Source organism: Actinomadura meyerae (assembly GCF_900188445.1).
Taxonomy (GTDB): Bacteria; Actinomycetota; Actinomycetes; order Streptosporangiales; family Streptosporangiaceae; genus Spirillospora; species Spirillospora meyerae.
On record NZ_FZOR01000023.1, the window covers coordinates 84,445 to 101,601 of the forward strand.

At 73.8% G+C, this 17,157-nt stretch carries 14 protein-coding genes; 10 read left to right on the plus strand and 4 right to left on the minus strand.

The window, feature by feature from the left end:
• The first annotated feature begins 222 nt into the window (after positions 1-222).
• The 3 genes from CHF16_RS22920 to CHF16_RS22930 are packed head-to-tail and all read left to right on the plus strand — an operon-like array spanning position 223 to position 4,128.
• Positions 223-1,848: an AMP-binding protein gene (locus CHF16_RS22920; RefSeq protein WP_245869049.1), complete on the plus strand. Its 1,626-nt coding sequence runs from the start codon at positions 223-225 to the stop codon at positions 1,846-1,848.
• A complete protein-coding gene (locus CHF16_RS22925) occupies positions 1,849-2,955 on the plus strand; it encodes an acyl-CoA dehydrogenase family protein (RefSeq protein WP_089328161.1) in 1,107 nt (368 codons plus the stop codon).
• Positions 2,956-4,128: an acyl-CoA dehydrogenase family protein gene (locus CHF16_RS22930; protein WP_089328162.1), complete on the plus strand. Its 1,173-nt coding sequence runs from the start codon at positions 2,956-2,958 to the stop codon at positions 4,126-4,128.
• A gap of 30 nt (positions 4,129-4,158) precedes the next feature.
• On the opposite strand, the gene gad is transcribed toward CHF16_RS22930, so the two are convergent.
• Together gad and CHF16_RS22940 are read right to left on the minus strand one after the other, a co-directional pair.
• A complete protein-coding gene (gene gad, locus CHF16_RS22935; protein ID WP_089328211.1) occupies positions 4,159-5,586 on the minus strand; it encodes a glutamate decarboxylase in 1,428 nt (475 codons plus the stop codon).
• A gap of 125 nt (positions 5,587-5,711) precedes the next feature.
• On the minus strand, positions 5,712-6,383 hold the full coding sequence (locus CHF16_RS22940) for a TetR family transcriptional regulator (RefSeq protein ID WP_089328163.1): 672 nt from the start codon (positions 6,381-6,383) through the stop codon (positions 5,712-5,714).
• Between the two features lie 150 nt (positions 6,384-6,533).
• On the opposite strand from CHF16_RS22940, the gene CHF16_RS22945 reads away from it, so the two are divergent.
• Together CHF16_RS22945 and CHF16_RS22950 are read left to right on the plus strand one after the other, a co-directional pair.
• The gene (locus CHF16_RS22945) at positions 6,534-8,153 is read left to right on the plus strand and encodes an MFS transporter (RefSeq protein WP_143228094.1); all 1,620 of its coding nucleotides are present in this window, start codon (positions 6,534-6,536) and stop codon (positions 8,151-8,153) included.
• Between the two features lie 37 nt (positions 8,154-8,190).
• Positions 8,191-8,850, plus strand: coding sequence for a rhomboid-like protein (locus CHF16_RS22950; protein WP_089328164.1), 660 nt, complete (start codon positions 8,191-8,193; stop codon positions 8,848-8,850).
• A gap of 60 nt (positions 8,851-8,910) precedes the next feature.
• On the opposite strand, the gene CHF16_RS22955 is transcribed toward CHF16_RS22950, so the two are convergent.
• Complete coding sequence (locus CHF16_RS22955) at positions 8,911-10,164, minus strand: RNA polymerase sigma factor (RefSeq protein ID WP_089328165.1); 1,254 nt, start codon at positions 10,162-10,164, stop codon at positions 8,911-8,913.
• A 264-nt stretch (positions 10,165-10,428) separates the two neighbouring features.
• Here CHF16_RS22955 and egtA point away from each other — a divergent pair, with 264 nt between their 5' ends.
• The 4 genes from egtA to egtD are packed head-to-tail and all read left to right on the plus strand — an operon-like array spanning position 10,429 to position 14,778.
• On the plus strand, positions 10,429-11,709 hold the full coding sequence (gene egtA, locus CHF16_RS22960) for an ergothioneine biosynthesis glutamate--cysteine ligase EgtA (RefSeq protein WP_089328166.1): 1,281 nt from the start codon (positions 10,429-10,431) through the stop codon (positions 11,707-11,709).
• Complete coding sequence (egtB, locus tag CHF16_RS22965; protein ID WP_089328167.1) at positions 11,697-13,052, plus strand: ergothioneine biosynthesis protein EgtB; 1,356 nt, start codon at positions 11,697-11,699, stop codon at positions 13,050-13,052. The genes egtA and egtB overlap by 13 nt, the downstream gene beginning before the upstream one ends.
• Positions 13,053-13,787 (plus strand): ergothioneine biosynthesis protein EgtC, encoded by a 735-nt coding sequence (gene egtC, locus CHF16_RS22970; protein ID WP_089328168.1) that lies wholly within the window; start codon positions 13,053-13,055, stop codon positions 13,785-13,787. It abuts the gene before it with no gap.
• Positions 13,788-13,827: 40 nt separating this feature from the next.
• The gene (gene egtD, locus CHF16_RS22975; RefSeq protein ID WP_089328212.1) at positions 13,828-14,778 is read left to right on the plus strand and encodes an L-histidine N(alpha)-methyltransferase; all 951 of its coding nucleotides are present in this window, start codon (positions 13,828-13,830) and stop codon (positions 14,776-14,778) included.
• Between the two features lie 46 nt (positions 14,779-14,824).
• Here egtD and CHF16_RS22980 read toward each other — a convergent pair whose 3' ends face one another.
• Entirely contained in the window at positions 14,825-15,604 is a 780-nt protein-coding gene (locus CHF16_RS22980) for an SGNH/GDSL hydrolase family protein (protein WP_245869052.1), read from the minus strand.
• Positions 15,605-15,818: 214 nt separating this feature from the next.
• On the opposite strand from CHF16_RS22980, the gene CHF16_RS22985 reads away from it, so the two are divergent.
• Complete coding sequence (locus CHF16_RS22985; protein ID WP_143228096.1) at positions 15,819-17,054, plus strand: hypothetical protein; 1,236 nt, start codon at positions 15,819-15,821, stop codon at positions 17,052-17,054.
• Positions 17,055-17,157 lie beyond the last annotated feature (103 nt).

Sequence of the window (17,157 nt, forward strand, 5' to 3'; positions counted from 1 at the left end):
TCTGTGCGGGCTCGGCCGCCCGACGTGTCCCCCCGAGTCTACCGCTCTTGTGAGAACGTGTTATCTGCCGCCGCGACCGCGGGTGCGGTCGCGGTCTTTCCGTATCACTCGTTTCCGCGTATTGGGCAGGCCAACCGGCGCCGACGCGGGAATGTTCCGACCTCTGGACAGAGACTAGAATCTGTTCTACTTTTTCGCCGTGGGCTGGTCCGGGAGGTGGGCGTGGAGAGCGTCGCGGCGCTGCTGGGGGCTCGGGCGGACGACGATCGCCCCGGGCTGCGCTCCGCCGATGACGGACGGGCCTGGACATGGCGGGAGGCCGTCGCCGAGTGCGCGGTCCGCGCCGCCTGGATGGCGGGCCGCGCGGGCGCGGAGCGCCCGGTCCACGTGGGCGTGCTGCTCGACAACGTGCCCGAGATGGTGTTCCTGCTCGGCGGGGCCGCGCTCTCGGGCGCGGTGGTGGTGGCGCTGAACCCCACTCGCGGCGCCGCGGAGCTGACCGGCGACGCCGAGCGCGCCGACTGCGACCTCGTCGTCGCGCAGGACCGGTACGCGGAGAAGGCCGCCGCGCTGGGGATCCCGGTGCTGGACGCCGGCGCCCTGGAGGCCGAGCTCGCTCCCTTCGCGGGGGCGCCGCTCCCGGACGCCTCCGCGATCGGGCCGGGCACGCTGCTCATGCTGATCTTCACGTCGGGGACGTCCGGCCGGCCGCGCGCCGTGCGGATCACCCACCGCAAGATGGTCGTGCCGGGGGAGATGCTCGCCGAGCGCATGCTGGACCCGGAGTCGGTCGTCTACTGCCCGATGCCGCTGTTCCACTCGGGCGCGATCATGGCGGCGTACGCGCCGGCGCTCGCGGCCGGTGCCGAGCTGGTGCTGCGCGCCCGGTTCTCGGCGTCCGGCGTCCTGCCCGACGTGCGCGCGCACGGCTGCACCTATCTGCACTACGTCGGCAAGGCGCTGTCGTACGTGCTGGCCACGCCGCCCGGCGAGGACGACGCGGCCAACCCGCTGCGGTTCGCGTTCGGCAACGAGGCGGCGCCGCTGGAGCAGAAGGCGTTCGCGGAGCGGTTCGGCTGCTTCGTCGTCGACGGCTACGGCTCGACCGAGACCGCGATCTCGCTGTCGCCCGACCCGTTCGGCCCCCCGGGCGCGCTCGGGAGGCTCCCCGAGGACGTCGCCGTCCTCGACCCGGCGACCGGCGAGCCGTGCCCGCCCGCCGTGTTCGACGCCGCCGGACGCGTCGTCAACGGCGGCGAGGCCATCGGCGAGCTGGTCAAGACCGGTGACATGGGCCTGTTCGACGGCTACTACAAGGAGGACGCGCCCGACCGGATCCGCGATGGCAGGTTCTGGAGCGGCGACCTCGCCTACGCCGATGCGGACGGCTACGTGTACTTCGCGGGGCGCAGTGCCGACCGGCTCCGGGTGGACGGTGAGAACTTCGGCGCCGTCCAGGTCGAGCGCGTCCTGGCGGAGCTGCCGGGCGTCCGGCAGCTCGCCGTGTACGGGGTGCCGGACGCGGCGTCCGGCGACCAGGTGATGCTGGCCCTCGCCGCCGACGGCTTCGACCCCGAGGCGTTCGCCGCGTACCTGCGCGGCCGCGCCGACCTGGGCCCGAAGTGGGTCCCCCGGTACGTGCGGGTGGCGCGGGAGCTGCCCGCGACCGCCTCCAACAAGATCCTCAAGCGCCGGCTGGCCGTGGACGGCTGGCGCACCGACGACCCGGTGTGGTGGCGGCCCGGCCGCGACCTCGCCTACCGGCCGATGACCGCGCGGGACGCGGACGATCTGCGGGCCGAGTTCGCGCGGCGCGGCCGGCTGCACCTCCTGGAAGGGAGCGGATGAGTGGACTTCAACCTCGACGAGACCCAGCAAGAGATCAAGGGGCTCGCCGCCGAGGTGCTCGGGCGCGAGTGCGCGCGCGAGCGGCTGGAGGAGTTCGAGAAGAGCGGCGCCCCCTTCGACGAGGCGGCGTGGAAGGCGCTCGCGCAGGCGGGGCTGCTCGGGATCGTGCTCCCCGAGGACGCGGGCGGCGCCGGTCTCGGCCCGGTCGAGCTGGCGGTGGTCCTGCGGGAGGTCGGCCTGCGCGCCGCGCCCGTCCCGGTGTACGCCTCGCTGGCGCTGGCGGCCCTGCCGATCGCGCGGCACGGGACGGCCGAGCAGCGCGCGCTGCTGGCCCCGCTGACCGAGGGAGCGATGGTCCTGACCGGGGCGTTCCGCGAGGTCGGCACCGCCGGGGAGGTCGCGGCGACGGCCCGCGAGGACGGCGGCGGGTACGTCCTCGACGGCGTGAAGACGTTCGTCCCGTACGCGCGGGAGGCGGCGCGGATCCTCGTGCCCGCCCGCGTCGAGGGCGCGGGCATCGGGGTGTTCCTCGTCGAGCCCGCCGCGGTGGCGCTGACCGAGCAGCCGTCGGCGACGAGCGAGCCGCTGTACCGGGTGGTGCTGGACGGCGCGAGGGCCGGCGCGGGCGACCTGCTCGGCGGGACGGCCGACGGCGCCGCCTGGGACACCCTCCGCCGCTGCGCCCTGGCCGGCGCGGTCGCCGTCTCGTCCGGCGTCATCGACGGCGCGCTGGAGCTGACCAAGGAGTACACGAGGACGCGCGAGCAGTTCGACCGAGCGCTCGCGCAGTTCCAGGCCGTCACGATGCAGATCAGCGACGTCTACATCGCCAAGCGGGCGCTGGACGTGGCGGTCTGGGCGGGCGTGTGGCGGCTGGCCGAGGGCGCCGCCGACGCCGAGGAGCTGCTGGAGATCGCCGCGTACAACGCGGGCGACCCCGTCATCAGGGCGCTCTACACCTGCCAGCACCTGCACGGCGGCATCGGCCTGGACATCACCTACCCGCTGCACCGCTACTTCGCCTGGGGCAAGCACTGCGCGCACCTGCTCGGCGGCGCGGACGACCGGCTCGACGCGCTCGGCGCTCTGATCGCTCAGGAGGCCTGAATGTTCATCGACCTGACCGACGAGCAGAAGAAGCTCCGCGCCGAGCTGCGCGAGTACTTCGAGAACTGCCTGACCGCGGAGCAGCGCGCCGCGATCGCGGCGGACCCGTTCGGCGAGGCGTACATGGAGCACTGCCGGCGGCTCGGCCGCGACGGCATGCTCGGCGTCGCGCTGCCGAAGGAGTACGGCGGCCGCGGCTACGGGCCCGTCGAGCAGACGATCTTCGCGAACGAGATCGCCCGCGCCGAGGTCACCTACCCGCTGATCACGCTGAACTCGGTGGCGCCGACGATCCTGCAGTACGGGTCGGACGCGCACAAGGAGTTCTTCATCCCGCGCATCCTCGCGGGGGAGTGCCACTTCGCGATCGGGTACAGCGAGCCCGGCGCCGGCACCGACCTCGCGGCCCTGCGCACCACGGCGGTGCGGGACGGCGACCACTACGTGGTGAACGGGCAGAAGATCTTCACGTCGGGCGCGCACCACGCCGACTACGTGTGGCTCGCGGCCCGCACCGACCCGTCCGCGAAGAAGCACAAGGGCATCTCGATGTTCATCGTGGACTGCGAGGACCCGGGGTTCTCCTGGACACCGATCATTACGATGGACGGCGCGCACCACACCAACTCGACGTACTTCCAGGACATCCGCGTCCCGGCGGACATGCTGATCGGCGAGGAGAACAAGGGCTGGGACCTCATCGTCAACCAGCTCAACCACGAGCGGGTCACGCTCGGTCCCGCCGGCAACATCGGGCACACCTACCTGCGCTTCGAGCGCTGGGCCCGCGCCACCGCCGGGCGGGACGGCCGCCCGCTCATCGAGGAGCCGTCCGTCCGCCGCGCGCTCGCCCAGGTGTACGCCTACTTGCGCGTCAACGAGATCCTGAACTGGCAGGTCGCCGCGAACCAGGACCTCGGCTGGCTCGGCGCCGCCGACGCCTCCGCCACGAAGATCTACTCCTCGGAGCGGATGCAGGACGTCGGCCGGATCGTCGGCGACGTCCTCGCCCGGCACGGCGACCCCGGCGATCCGGAGACGGCGGCCTTCATGGCGGCAGTCGACCGGCTCGCCAAGGGCGCGCTCGTGCTGACCTTCGGCGGCGGCGTCAACGAGATCCAGCGGGAGCTGATCGCGATGATCGGCCTCGGGCTGCCCCGCGCACCGCGCTGACCCCGCCGCGCCGACCCCGCCGGGCGGGAGTCAGTCCGGCATGGGGTGAGCGGGCTTGGGTTCGGCGCCGTGCGCGAACCCGGACGACTCGGCGGCGCTGCGCTGCGGCCCCGGCTGGGACTCCAGCCGGGGCAGGGCGCGGCGCAGGTCGTCCAGGAACAGGTCGGCGAGGTCGTGCCCGAGCCCGTTGCGCACCACCACCCGCAGGACGTCGAGGTCGGTGCGGTTCGCCGGGAAGGTGTAGGCGGGCACGAGCCAGCCGAACTCGCGCAGCGCGGCCGACACGTCGAACACCGTGAAGGCGCCGGCGTCCTCGCGGACCCGGAACGCGAACACCGGGATGTCGCCGCCGTCGGTGAGCGCCTCGAACGGCCCGAGCCGGTCGATCTCGGCCGCCAGCCGCGTCGCGACGTCCCGGCACGTCTGCTGGACGCGCCGGTACCCCTCGATGCCGAGCCGCAGGAAGTTGTAGTACTGGGCGACGACCTGCGCGCCGGGGCGGGAGAAGTTCAGCGCGAACGTCGGCATGTCGCCGCCGAGGTAGTTGACGTGGAAGACCAGATCGTCCGGGAGCGCGCTCTCGTCCCGCCACAGCGCCCAGCCGACGCCCGGCATGACCAGGCCGTACTTGTGGCCCGAGGTGTTGATGGACGCGACGCGCGGCAGCCGGAAGTCCCATTCCAGGCCCGCGTCGAGGAACGGCGCCACCATCGCGCCGGACGCGCCGTCCACATGGACCGGGACGTCCAGGCCGGTGCGCCGCTCCAGGTCGTCGAGCGCGGCGGCGATCTCGGCGACGGGCTCGTAGCTGCCGTCGAAGGTGGAGCCGAGGACGGCCACGACGCCGATGGTGTTCTCGTCGCACAGCTCCACCGCCTCGGCCGCGCCGAGGTGGAAGCGGTCGCCCTCCATCGGCACGTACCGGGGCTCGACCTCGAAGTAGTTCGCGAACTTCTCCCAGCAGATCTGCACGTTGACGCCCATGACGAGGTTCGGCCGGTCGGCGGGCAGCCCGGCGGCGCGCCGCCGCTCCCGCCAGCGGCGCTTGAGCGCGAGCCCGCCGAGCATCGCCGCCTCGCTGGACCCGGTGGTCGAGCAGCCCACCGCGCGGCGCGGGTCGGGGGCGTGCCACAGCCGGGCGAGCATGTGCACGCAGCGCATCTCCAGCTCGGCGGTGCGCGGGTACTCGTCCTTGTCGATCATGTTCTTCTCGGCGCACTCGGCCATCAGCCGCCGCGCCTCCGGCTCCGCCCAGGTCGACACGAACGTCGCGAGGTTCAGCCGCGCGTTGCCGTCCAGCATCAGCTCGTCGTGGACGATCTGGTACGCGGTGCCGGGGTCGAGCTCGCCGGCGGGCAGCGCGTACCGGGGGATCGTCAGCGGCTCCCGGCTGAAGACGGGGTTGACCCGCAGGTCGCGGTCGCCGCTCGCGGAGGTGTGGGGATGCTTCCGGGCCATGTCGCCGTCCTTCCGCGCGCACGGGGGCACGGCGTCCCCCGACTGCCGCATGCGGTACCCGCGGCGGCCCGTCCCACACCGGGCCCGGCGGTGCGCGGGCGACCAGCCCGGGCTACCAGCCCGGGCTATCCGGCCGGGTGCACCGGTTCGTTGAGGCCGTTCTCCAGGATGGCGAACGCCTGGTCGACCGCCTCCGACAGCGAGGCGAACGTGCCGCCCATCTGGCGGGCGGCGTCGGCGGCGGCCTGGAACGCGCTGTGCGTCGCGGCGGCGATGACGTGCGGGCGCAGGTCGGCGGCGGGATCGAGGCCCATCCGCCGCGCGACGATCTCGGTGATCAGCGCCTGCTTGCGCTGCGCGTGCTCCAGGCTGCCCGCCAGCAGCGCGGGGCTGTCGCCGACCATCGTCAGCATGCACTCGAAGCGGTCGGGGTCGAAGCCGAGCTCGCCGGCCTCGCAGGCGCGGGCGATCTCCACCACGGTGCGGCGCAGCGCCGTCATGATCGGCTCGTCGGCGGGACGGGCGGCCAGCGCGGCCGTGACGGCCTGGACCTGCTCCTCCTGGAACGTGAGCGCCACGTCCTCCTTCGAGGCGAAGTAGCGGAAGAACGTGCGGGCGGAGACGTCCACGGCGTCGGCGATCTCCTCGACGGTGGTGGCGTCGAACCCCTTCTCGGCGAAGAGGGTGAACGCGGCGTCGATGAGCGCCTCGCGGGTGCGCTGCTTCTTGCGTTCGCGCCTGCCCGGGGGCTGGGATCCGGGACCGGGGGCGCCGGTCTCGGGGGCGGTCGCGGTCATGGGCGAAGTGTAACGAGCGAGGGCGCCCGCGCCAACCGTCAGCCGGAGAAAGTTGTCTCAACGTGACTCATGTCGCAAACCGACGATCGGCAGTTGACGACAAGTGTCATCTCATGACACTTTGAGGGCCTGCCAAGCCGGAGGTCGACTATGACTCATTCGCAGAGCGCCGGAACACTCGAACCCGGCGCCGCCCACGTCCCGCCGCGCGACCAGCCGCGCGGCCGCCCCGCGAGAGCGGGGCACGGGCATCCCTGGCTCACGCTCGTCGCCGTCGCGCTGGGCGTGATGATGGTCGGGCTGGACGCGACCGTCGTGTCCATCGCCAACCCCGCGATCGCCGCGGACCTCGGTGCCAGCCTGTCCGGATTGCAGTGGGTGACGAACGCCTACCTGCTGGCCCTCGCCGTCACCCTGATCCCGGCCGGGAAGATCGCCGACCGGTTCGGGCGCAAGCGGACGTTCCTGGCCGGGGTGGTCGGGTTCGCGGTGTCCTCGGTGCTGATCGGGGTGTCCGGCGGGCTCGGCATGGTGATCTTCTGGCGCGTCGTGCAGGGCTTCGCCGGCGCGCTGCTGCAGCCCGCGAGCCTCGCGCTGCTGCGCAACACCTTCCCCGCCGAGCGGCTCAACACCGCGATCGGCATCTGGGGCTCCACGGTCGGCATCTCCATCGCGGGCGGCCCGATCGTCGCCGGGCTGCTGGTCGAGAACGTCAGCTGGGAGTCGGTGTTCTTCCTGAACGCCCCGCTCGGGCTGGTCGCGCTGCTCGTCGGCCTGTGGGTGATCCGCGAGTCCCGGGACGAGGACGCCGCCGGCTCGTTCGACCTGCCCGGCGTCGCGCTGCTCACCGGCGCGCTGTTCGCGCTGGTGTGGGGCCTCATCAAGGCCGGCGAAGACGGCTTCGGGGAGGCCGTCCCGCTGGTCTCGTTCGCCGCGTCGGCCGTGCTGTTCGCCGCGTTCGTCTGGAACGAACTGCGGGTGGAGCGGCCGCTGCTGCCGCTCGGGCTGTTCCGCTCGGTGTCGCTGTCGGCGGCGACCGGGCTCATCGTCCTCGGCTTCTTCGCGATGTTCGGGACGATCTTCTTCATCACCCTCTACCTGCAGCAGGTGCACGGGATGAGCCCCGTGGACGCCGGCGTCCGGATGCTGCCGATGACCGCCGTGTTCATCGTCGCCTCGCCGGTGGCGGGCGCGCTGACCAGCCGGTTCGGGCCGCGGCTGCCGCTCGTCCTCGGGATGGCGTTCACCGCCGCCGCGATGTTCGGGCTATCGCGGGTCGGGGTGGACGCCCCGTACGTCCAGCTCTGGCCCTGGTTCATCCTGGTCGGGCTGGCGTTCGGGATGGTCATCGTCGCCGGAACCGAGGCCATCGTCGGCAACGCCCCCGCCCACCTCGCTGGCGTCGCGGGCGGGCTCCAGCAGACCGCCTCGCAGGTCGGCGGCGTCCTCGGCACGTCGGTGCTGGGCGTGCTGCTGTCCACGAAGGTCGGCGACGTGCTGTTCGGGCGGCTCACCGACGCCGGCGTCCCCGCGCCGGCCGCGCACCGGCTCGAAGGGGCCGGCGGGCTCGTGTCGCAGGGCGTGGCGCCCGTCCCGCCGGGCACGCCGGAGGGCACCGCGGACGCCATCACCACGGGGAGCCACCTGGCGTTCATGGACGGCTTCCAGACCTCGCTGAGCGTCGCCGCCGCGGTCGCGCTCGCCGCCGCCCTCGCCGCGCTGCTGGTGCGGCGCGGCAGCACCGCCGTCGACGGTGCCGTGGCGGTCTGAGGACGGGCCGGGGGGACCGGGTTAGGCTGCCGGTGTGATGGGCGCGTTCGCGCGGCGGTACGCGATGCCGCTGACGTTCCTCGGGCTGTTCGCGGCGGTGTGGACGGTGCAGGCCCTCGTCCTGCCGCCGCACGCCCGGCACACGATGATCGCCTGGGCCAGCACGAACCTCGCCAACCTCGCGGTGAACCCGGTCGGGACGATGATCGCGTCGGCGTTCGTCGCCGAGGGGGCGCAGGGCGTGCTGATGGTCGCGGCCGCGATCGGGCTGTTCCCCCTCACCCGGCGGTTCGGGAACCTGCGGGCCGTGGTGCTCGTCGCCGCCTCGCACGTCCTCGGCACGCTGGTCAGCCAGGGCATCGCGCTGGTGCGGCTGGAGGCGGGCCTGCTGTCGGAGTCCATCCGCACGATCCCCGACGTGGGCCCGTCCTACGTGCTGTGCGCGGCGCTCGTCGCGGCGTTCCTGTACGGGCGCGGGCGGGCGCGGAGGCTGCTGGCGTTCGCCGGCTGGGCCGCGCTCACGCCCGCGCTGCTGGACGGCCTGCTCGGGCTGGAGGTCGCGGCCGTCGGGCACGTGGTCGCGATGCTGGCGGGGGCGCTGATCGGCTGGCTGCTCCTGCTGCCGGAACGCCGCCGGGCCGTGATGCCCGCGCCGGGGGACCCGGTGCGGCGGGCGGGCCCGACGGCCGGCGCCTGACCGCCGCCGCCTGCCTGACTGCTACCGCCTGCCTGACTGCTACCGCCTGCCCGCGCGCCGTCAGTCCTGCCCGGGGTCCGGAGCGGGGTTCGCGGTCGGGCTCGGGGCCGGCGTCCCGGAGTCGTCCGGCGGCGTCGACGGGGTGTCCGTGGGCGGCGTGGAGCCGTCGTCCGGCGGGGTGGTCGGATCGGACGGCGTGGTCGGCGGCGTCGCCGGGGGAGTGGTGGCCGGCGGCGTCGACGGCGGCGTGGTCGGCGGCTCGGGCCGCGACGGCGTGTCCGTCACCGGCTTCTCCTCCGGGGCGGGTTTCCCGGCCGGGGTCGTCGGCGCCGGTGCCGGACCGCCCGGCGTGCCCGGAGCGGCGCCCGCCTGCCGGGGCGGGCCGTCGTAGGCGCTGGTGACCGGGTTGCCGGACGCGGTCGGCGAGCCGCCCTTCGCCCGCTCCGAACCGGTGAGGCCGGGCAGCGGCTGCTGCGGGACGCCGCTCGTCCGCGCGGACGCGGGGTTCGTCTGCCCGTTGGTCGCCGTCGGGACGAGGGAGGCGGCTCCGTTTCCGCCCTTGGCCGCGGGCCAGGAGACCAGCAGGCCGACGACCGCGGCGGCCGACGCGGCGACCCCGGCCGCGGCGCCGAGGCCCTTGGAGACGCCGCCGGAGAGGCCGCGCTTCGGGCGCTCCTTGCGGCGCTCCGGGCCGATCACGACCAGGGGGCTCGGCGCGGCGACGGTCGGCAGCGGCCGGGCGGCCTCCTCCTCGCAGGCCGAGAGCACCCGGTCGCGCAGCCAGCCGGGCGCCGTCGCGGGGGCGCGGCGGGCGAGCAGCTGCGGCAGCCGGCCCTTCTCGAACGCGGTGATGAGGTCGAGCCGCGGCTCGGTGGTGCCGCGCATGAGGATGTCGAGGACGGTCCGCTCCAGCCGGGTGCGCGCGGCACCGAGCAGCTGCGCGACGGTGTCGGGTGCGATGCCGAGGACGCGCGCGATGTCGTGGGTCTCCAGCCACTCGCCCGCCCACAGCAGCAGGACCTCGCGGTGGTCGGGGCGGAGCCCGGCGGCGGCGCGCAGCAGCGGGTCGGGGTCGGCGAACAGCATCCCGCCCCGGCCGGCGAGCTCGCCGGTGAAGGCGCCGCGGTCGGCGCAGGCCGTCCGGGAGAGGGAGTACAGCCACAGCACCCGGTCGCCGCGCGGCGGCTGGTGCACCGCGGCGCTGAACGTGTCGCCGACGGCCGCCGCCGCGAGCTGGTCGCCCACGAGCGACCAGCAGTACGCGTACAGGCGGTCGGCGTGTGCGTCGTAGAGCGAGCCCAGGTCCCCGCGCATGTGCCCTCCCGTTCCCGTCCGGCTGGTCCAGTGGACCGACAAAAAGTGCATATACCGCAGATCACCGGGACTCTAGCGCCTCCCGTCCACCGCTGAGAAGTCCGCGGCCCGGCGGTGCGCCGACGTGCACCGAAGGTAGCCGGTGCGGCTGCGGACGGTGATGTCCGCGGAGATTTATGGAAGTTCCTGCACATCGGCGGATATCTGATGCGGTTCACCAGGGAAGGACTCGAACCCGTTGTCGATGAACGTGAGGAGGCAGCGGTGACCCGTTTGACGGTAGACGGCGTCTACCAGCACATTCGCGGTGTCTGCTTCAAGACAGGGCCGCCCGGGACGGTGGGCGCGGAGACGGAGTGGTTCGTCGTCGACACCGCCGACACCGGCGCGCACGTGCCCGCCGAGCGGGTCCGCGCGCTCGTCGCGGACGGCGGCCCGCCGGCCGCCGGCAGCAAGATCACCTACGAGCCGGGCGGGCAGCTCGAACTGAGCTCCGCCCCCTTCCGCGGCCTCGGCCCGCTGCACACCGCGCTCGGCCGCGACATCGCGCAGGTCCGCGACGCGCTCGCCGCGGGCGGGCTGGCGCTCGCCGGGCACGGCGTCGACCCCGTCCGGCGGGCCCGGTTCCAGGCCGACCACCCCCGCTACGCGTGCATGCGCGACTACTTCCGCGCGAGCGGCTTCCAGGCCGCCGGCCTCGCGATGATGTGCTCCACGGCGTCCGTCCAGGTGAACCTCGACATCGGCGCCGACGACGCGGACGCCGCCCGCCGGTGGCGGCTCGCGCACGCCCTCGGGCCGGTGCTCGTCGCCGCGTTCGCCAACTCGCCGCTGCGGGACGGCCGCCGCACCGGGCTGCGCTCGTCCCGGCAGGGCATCTGGACCGAGCTCGACCCCTGCCGCACCCTGCCCGTGCTGCGGGACGGGGCGGACGGCGACCCCGCCGAGGCGTGGACGCGGTACGCCCTCGACGCCCGGGTGATGCTCGTCCACACGGCCGAGGGGAAGTGGGTCTCCGACCCCGGCATGTCGTTCCGGGAATGGCTCGGCAAGGGCGAGCCGCGCGAGGACGACCTGGCCTACCACCTGTCCACCCTGTTCCCGCCGGTCCGGCCGCGCGGCTGGCTGGAGCTGCGCATGATCGACGCCCCGCCCGGCCGCTACTGGCCCGTCCCGGTCGCCGTCGCGACCGCGCTTCTGGACGATCCGGCCGCGGCCCTGGCCGCCGAGGCGGCGACCGAGCCCGTCGCGGGCCGGTGGGCGGCGGCGGCCCGGTGCGGCCTGTCGGACGCGCCGCTCGCCGCCGCCGCGCGGTCCTGCTTCGCGGCGGCGCTCGACGCGCTGCCCCGGCTCGGCGCCGCCGGGCTCGTCCCGCTGGTCGAGGAGTACGCGCGGCGGTACGTCGAGCGCGGCCGCACGCCCGCCGACGACGCCCCGTCCCCGTCCTCGATCCCGTCCGGGCTCCGCTCCCGGCCGCGGTCACCGATTCCGTCCGAGCTCCCGTCCGAGCTTCCGTCTGAGGAGGACCCCACATGGCCCCGTTGAGCTCCCCGGGCCCGCTCGACACCCGCGACGACGCGGCGCTGAAGGAACTGATCGCCGGTGAGCTGGGCGCAGTGCGCGACCGCAGCTTCGGCCTCACCACCGACGTCCTCGCCGAGGACGACCTCACGGCGCAGGTGTCGCCGCTGATGTCGCCGCTGGTGTGGGACCTCGCCCACGTCGGCAACTACGAGGAACTGTGGCTGCTGCGCGCGGCGGCGGGCCAGGAGGCGATGCGGCCGGAGATCGACGACCTCTACGACGCGTTCGAGCATCCCCGCAGCGAACGGCCGACACTGCCGCTCCTGCGGCCGGACGAGGCGCGCGCCTACATCGGCACGGTCCGTTCCAAGGTCCTCGACTCGCTCTCGTCCGTACGGTTCGACACGGCGAATCCGCTGACGTCGGGCGGCTTCGTGTACGGGATGGTGGTGCAGCACGAGCACATGCACGACGAGACCATGCTCGCCACCCATCAATTGAGAAAGGGCGCCCCCGCGCTGCTCGACCCCTTGGCCGAGCCGCTGCGGAAGCCCGCCGAGGGCATCAGCGCGGACGAGGTGCTCATTGAGGCGGGCCCGTTCCAGATGGGCACCTCGGAAGAGCCATGGGCGTACGACAACGAACGTCCCGTGCACATCGTCGACCTCCCCGCGTACTTCATCGATGTGGAGCCGGTGACCAACGCGGCCTACCTCGCCTTCATGGAGGCGGGCGGGTACGACGACCCGCGCTGGTGGGACCCCGCCGGATGGGAGTGGCGCAACCGCAGCGGCAAACGCGCCCCCGCCTTCTGGACGCGGGAAGGGGGCCAGTGGGTCCGGCGCCGGTTCGGACGGACGGAACCCGTCCCGCCCGCCGAACCCGTCCAGCACGTGTGCTGGTACGAGGCCGACGCCTACGCGCGGTGGGCCGGCAAGCGGCTCCCGACCGAGGCCGAGTGGGAGAAGGCCGCCCGCTGGGACCCCGCCGAGCAGCGCTCCAGGCGCTACCCCTGGGGCGACGTGTACGAGGAGGGCCGCGCCAACCTCGGGCAGCGCGCGCTGCGTCCGTCCGAGACCGGCACGTACGCGTCGGGTGCGTCGGCCTACGGGGTCAGGCGCCTCCTGGGGGACGTGTGGGAGTGGACGTCGTCCGACTTCCACGGCTATCCCGGCTTCCGCTCGTTCCCCTACAAGGAGTACTCGGAAGTCTTCTTCGGCCCCGACTACAAGGTGCTGAGGGGCGGCTCCTGGGCGACGCACCCGCTCGCCATACGCGGCTCGTTCCGCAACTGGGACTACCCCATCCGCAGGCAGATCTTCTCCGGGTTCCGCTGCGCCCGCACTCCGGGGGAGGACGGCTGAATGTGCCGCCATCTCGGCTACCTGGGGCCTGAGCAGACCCTGCACTCGCTCGTCTACGGCGGCGAGTACTCGCTGGAGACCCAGGCGTACGCACCGCGCATGACGCAGGGGAACCTGCTGAACGCCGACGGGTTCGGCGTCGGCTGGTACCAGGACGGTGCGGCCGTCCGGTTCCGCCGGGCCCAGCCGCTCTGGACCGACCAGTCGTTCCGGGAGGTCGCCGGTGCCGTCCGGGCGTCCTGCGCGGTCGCGGCGATCCGGTCGGCGACCGTCGGGTTCCCCGTGGACGAGTCGTGCGCCCAGCCGTTCCGCGCCGGGAAGTGGCTGTTCAGCCACAACGGCAAGATCGAGGGCTACGGCGGTGTCGAGGCCAAGCTCCGCGAACTGGCCGGGGACCTCGCCGAAGTCCCGGACGCGCGCGCGCCGCTCGACTCCGCGCCGCTGTTCGCGCTCACCGTCCGGCAATGGCGGGACGGCGCGCCGCTCGGCGACGGCCTCGCCGCCGCGGTCGCGGCCGTCACCGCGCTCGCGCCCGGCCGCTACAACCTGCTCGCCTCCGACGGGGCGTCCCTCGCCGCGACGACGTGGGGCGACTCGCTGTTCGTCCGGGAGGACGCGGACGCGGTCCGCATCGCGTCCGAGCCGCTCGACGACGACCCCGCCTGGCGGCCCGTCCCGGACCGCTCCCTCGTCACCGCCGCGCCGGGCGCCGGCGTGCGGATCCGACCACTGTGACTCCGAGCCCGCGAAGGAGAACCACCCTGTGAACGACCGCATGGACCGGTTCCTGACCGCTGACGACCTCGCCAAGACGCTCCGCCGGGACGTCCGGGAGGGCCTGACCGCGACGCCCAAGACCCTGCCGCCCAAATGGTTCTACGACGAGCGCGGCAGCGCGCTCTTCGAGGAGATCACCAAGCTGGAGGAGTACTACCCGACCCGGCGCGAGCGGGAGATCCTCACCGCGCGGGCACCCGAGATCGCCGTCGCCACCGGCGCCCGGACGCTCGTGGAGCTCGGCGCCGGGTCGGGGGAGAAGACCCGGCTGCTCCTGGACGCCCTCTCCGGCACGCTGCGCTCCTACGTGCCGGTGGACGTCAGCGGCGACTTCCTGGAGGAGGCCGCCGCCGGGATCGCCGCCGACCACCCGGGACTCGACGTTAGGGCCGTCGTCGCCGACTACGAGCAGCACCTGCCGCTGCTGCCCGGCGGCGAGCGGCGGCTCGTCGCCTTCCTCGGCGGGACGATCGGCAACATGCCGCCCGCCGAGCGGATCGGGTTCCTCGGCGGCGTCCGCGCCACCCTGGGCGACGGCGACTTCCTGCTGCTCGGCGCCGACCTCGTCAAGGACCCCGGGCGGCTCGTCCGCGCCTACGACGACGCGGCCGGGGTCACCGCGGAGTTCAACCGCAACGTCCTGTACGTCATCGACCGGGAGCTGGAGGCCGACTTCGACCCGGAGGCGTTCGAGCACGTCGCCGTCTGGAACGAGGCGGAGGAGTGGATCGAGATGCGGCTGCGGTCCGTCCGGGACCAGCGCGTCCGCGTCGGCGGCCTCGACCTGGAGGTCGCGTTCGCGGCGGGGGAGGAGATGCGCACCGAGATCTCCGCCAAGTTCCGGCGCGAGCGCCTCGAGGCCGAGCTGGGCGCGGCCGGGATGGCCGTCGCCGCGTTCTGGACCGACCCCGAGGGCGACTTCTCCCTCACCCTCGCCCGCCCCGCCTGAGGCCCGGCGCCTCCGCCCGGGGCTCGGCGCTTGCGGGCCGGCGGGCTCAGCGCTTGCGCGCCGGGTGGGCGAGGCCCAGCCGGTCGAGGTCCGCGACCAGGCGGGTCGCCACGTAGCGGTGGCCCGTCTGGTTCGGGTGGGTGCGGTCCCGCTTGATGTACCGGGGCGCGTTGCCCTGCCCGGTCACCCAGTCACCGGTGATCCACTTCTCGCCGATCGGGTCGATGAACGGGACGCCGAGCTGCCGGGCGAGGTTCCGCAGCGCGTCCCGGACGGCGAGCGCCCCCGGCGTCGGCGCGCCCGTCCCCCACAGCGGGCCCACCAGCACCACGCGGGTGCCGGGCCAGCGCTGCCGGGCCCGCTGGAGCAGCACGTGCGCCGCCGCGGCGACCTTCGGCGCCGGGAGCCGCCAGTCGTTGTGGCCGCCGGACACGATCAGCAGGTCGGGGGCGGGGCGCCAGCCGAGCTGGCTCTCGTACAGGCCGAGGAACGCCTGCGTCCCGCGCCCCTTCGCGAGGAACCCGGTGCCGGCGCGCCCGCCGATGACGACCTGCCAGCCGAGCAGCCGCGCCGCGGCCGCCGCGTACGTCGTCTCCGGCTCCACCCCGCGGTCGCCCACCGTGTAGCTGTCGCCGAGGAACATCACCACCGGCGGGCTCTTCCGGGAGCCGCCGTCCTCGGCCGGGGCCTTCCGCGGGCCGTCGGCGGCGGCCGGTTCGTGGACCGAGCCCGTGAGGACGGAGCAGCCGGTGACCGGCAGGGCCGCCACCAGGCTCAGGCACAGCATCAACGTCGCCGCGCCGCGTCGGGCGCGGCGATATGTCATGGAAGACCACCCAAGAGTTCCAGGGGATGCATGCGGCATCTTACTGATCCGCCGCCCCCGCCGGGGGCGTGTCGCGGCGCATCGGCTCCGCTGGGTGCGGTGATCGTGGCTGACAGTTCCCGGAGTGCTGACGTACCCGATGTGCGCGTGGCTGGAGCCCCTGCGGCGCTCGGCGGAAACGTCTAGTTTTGTCGGCCATGTAGTTTTGTCGGCCATGGTGGACGGGGCTGTCCTGGCCGCGACGGCGCTGAGCCTCCTGGCCGTGCCCCGGTGGACGCGGTGCCGCGCGCGCGGCGGGAACCGGCGGGTCCGGCGAGGAAGTGAGCGGCGGGCGCGCCGGCTGGTGCGTCCGGAGACGCTCCTGGGCCTGGTGGTCGCTCTCGTCTACCTGAACCAGGTGCTCTTCACCGTGTACGTGCTGCGCGTCCACGGCGGGGACGCGTCGTTCATCGCGCGCTACCTGCCGGAGGGCTGGTTCGCGCTGGCGGACGGTTCGGCGATGCGCGCCTTGGCCGAGCACTTCCCGGCGCCCGGACTGCTGGCACCGTCAGTGCTGCGGGTGCAGGCGTTCCTTGAGCTCCCGCTCGTACTGCTCGCCTACGCCACGGTGCTGAGGTGGCTGGACCACGGTTGGTACCGGCGCCTGACCGGCTCATGGTCGGTGTGGGCGGCGTCCGTCTCCTACACGTTCGTCTTCTGCGTGGTCGAGTGGGACCTGCACAACCCCTACACGGTGGACGACATCGCGATCCGCGTGTGCTCCGCCGTGGCGACCCCGTTGCTGCTCTTGTGGCTGGCAGACCATGAAGACGACGCTCCAGAGCATTCGTCGTCTTCTGAGCAATCGTCACGTGCAGAGCAACCGTCGTTCGCGCAGATGCTCCTCTTCGCCGTCTCCGTGTGGGCTCTGGGGCATCTCGTGCTGACCGTGTACGACACCGCCCTCCTCTACAACCTGGGCCACTTGGGCGGGCGCCTGCCGGGCGCGGTCATCGCCGTGTGCGCTCTCGTCGCCGCGCGCCTGGCATCGTCCAGGGTGCGCGGCGGTGAGCCCGGTGTCGCGCTGGCGTCCGTGACCAGTGGTCTGAAGTGGGCGCTGGTCCTCTTCTTCGTCCCGGCCCTGGCCGTCCGCTACGGCGTGAACTTCGGGACACCACTGGTCGCGGTGGCGGCGGCCCTGGCCATCTGCCTGGCCGCCGCCCTGCGCGTCCGGCGGGAGACCCTGTCGGGCGTCGGCGCGGGGCGCGTCGCCCTCTGGGCAGGGCAGGTGGCCACCGCGCTCCTCGCTGCTGCCGCCGCCGGGTTCGCGGCGCTCCGGCTCGTGACCGACACCTACTACGAGGCGGGCCTCCTCCGGGCGGCAGGCATCGCCTTCGCCGTGGCCGTCGCCGTGTGCGCCGCGACCGACCGGTGGCTCACCCGCCGCTCGGAAACCGCCGCTGTCCCGTGACCCTGGTGTGACATCTCCGCTGGGGCGGGCGCTGAACGAGATGTGAGCGTCCGGTCGATGTGAGCGGGCTTCGGCCGGACGCCTTCCTCCGGCGGGCCCGCGT

Excerpts from the sequence above, each read along its gene's own strand:
- CHF16_RS22930 (WP_089328162.1), top strand. The coding sequence starts at position 2,956 with ATGTTCATCGACCTGACCGACGAGCAGAAGAAGCTCCGCGCCGAGCTG.
- gad (WP_089328211.1), bottom strand. The coding sequence starts at position 5,586 with ATGGCCCGGAAGCATCCCCACACCTCCGCGAGCGGCGACCGCGACCTG.
- CHF16_RS22940 (WP_089328163.1), bottom strand. The coding sequence starts at position 6,383 with ATGACCGCGACCGCCCCCGAGACCGGCGCCCCCGGTCCCGGATCCCAG.
- CHF16_RS22945 (WP_143228094.1), top strand. The coding sequence starts at position 6,534 with ATGACTCATTCGCAGAGCGCCGGAACACTCGAACCCGGCGCCGCCCAC.
- CHF16_RS22950 (WP_089328164.1), top strand. The coding sequence starts at position 8,191 with ATGGGCGCGTTCGCGCGGCGGTACGCGATGCCGCTGACGTTCCTCGGG.
- CHF16_RS22955 (WP_089328165.1), bottom strand. The coding sequence starts at position 10,164 with ATGCGCGGGGACCTGGGCTCGCTCTACGACGCACACGCCGACCGCCTG.
- egtB (WP_089328167.1), top strand. The coding sequence starts at position 11,697 with ATGGCCCCGTTGAGCTCCCCGGGCCCGCTCGACACCCGCGACGACGCG.
- egtC (WP_089328168.1), top strand. The coding sequence starts at position 13,053 with ATGTGCCGCCATCTCGGCTACCTGGGGCCTGAGCAGACCCTGCACTCG.
- egtD (WP_089328212.1), top strand. The coding sequence starts at position 13,828 with ATGGACCGGTTCCTGACCGCTGACGACCTCGCCAAGACGCTCCGCCGG.
- CHF16_RS22980 (WP_245869052.1), bottom strand. The coding sequence starts at position 15,604 with ATGACATATCGCCGCGCCCGACGCGGCGCGGCGACGTTGATGCTGTGC.
- CHF16_RS22985 (WP_143228096.1), top strand. The coding sequence starts at position 15,819 with ATGGTGGACGGGGCTGTCCTGGCCGCGACGGCGCTGAGCCTCCTGGCC.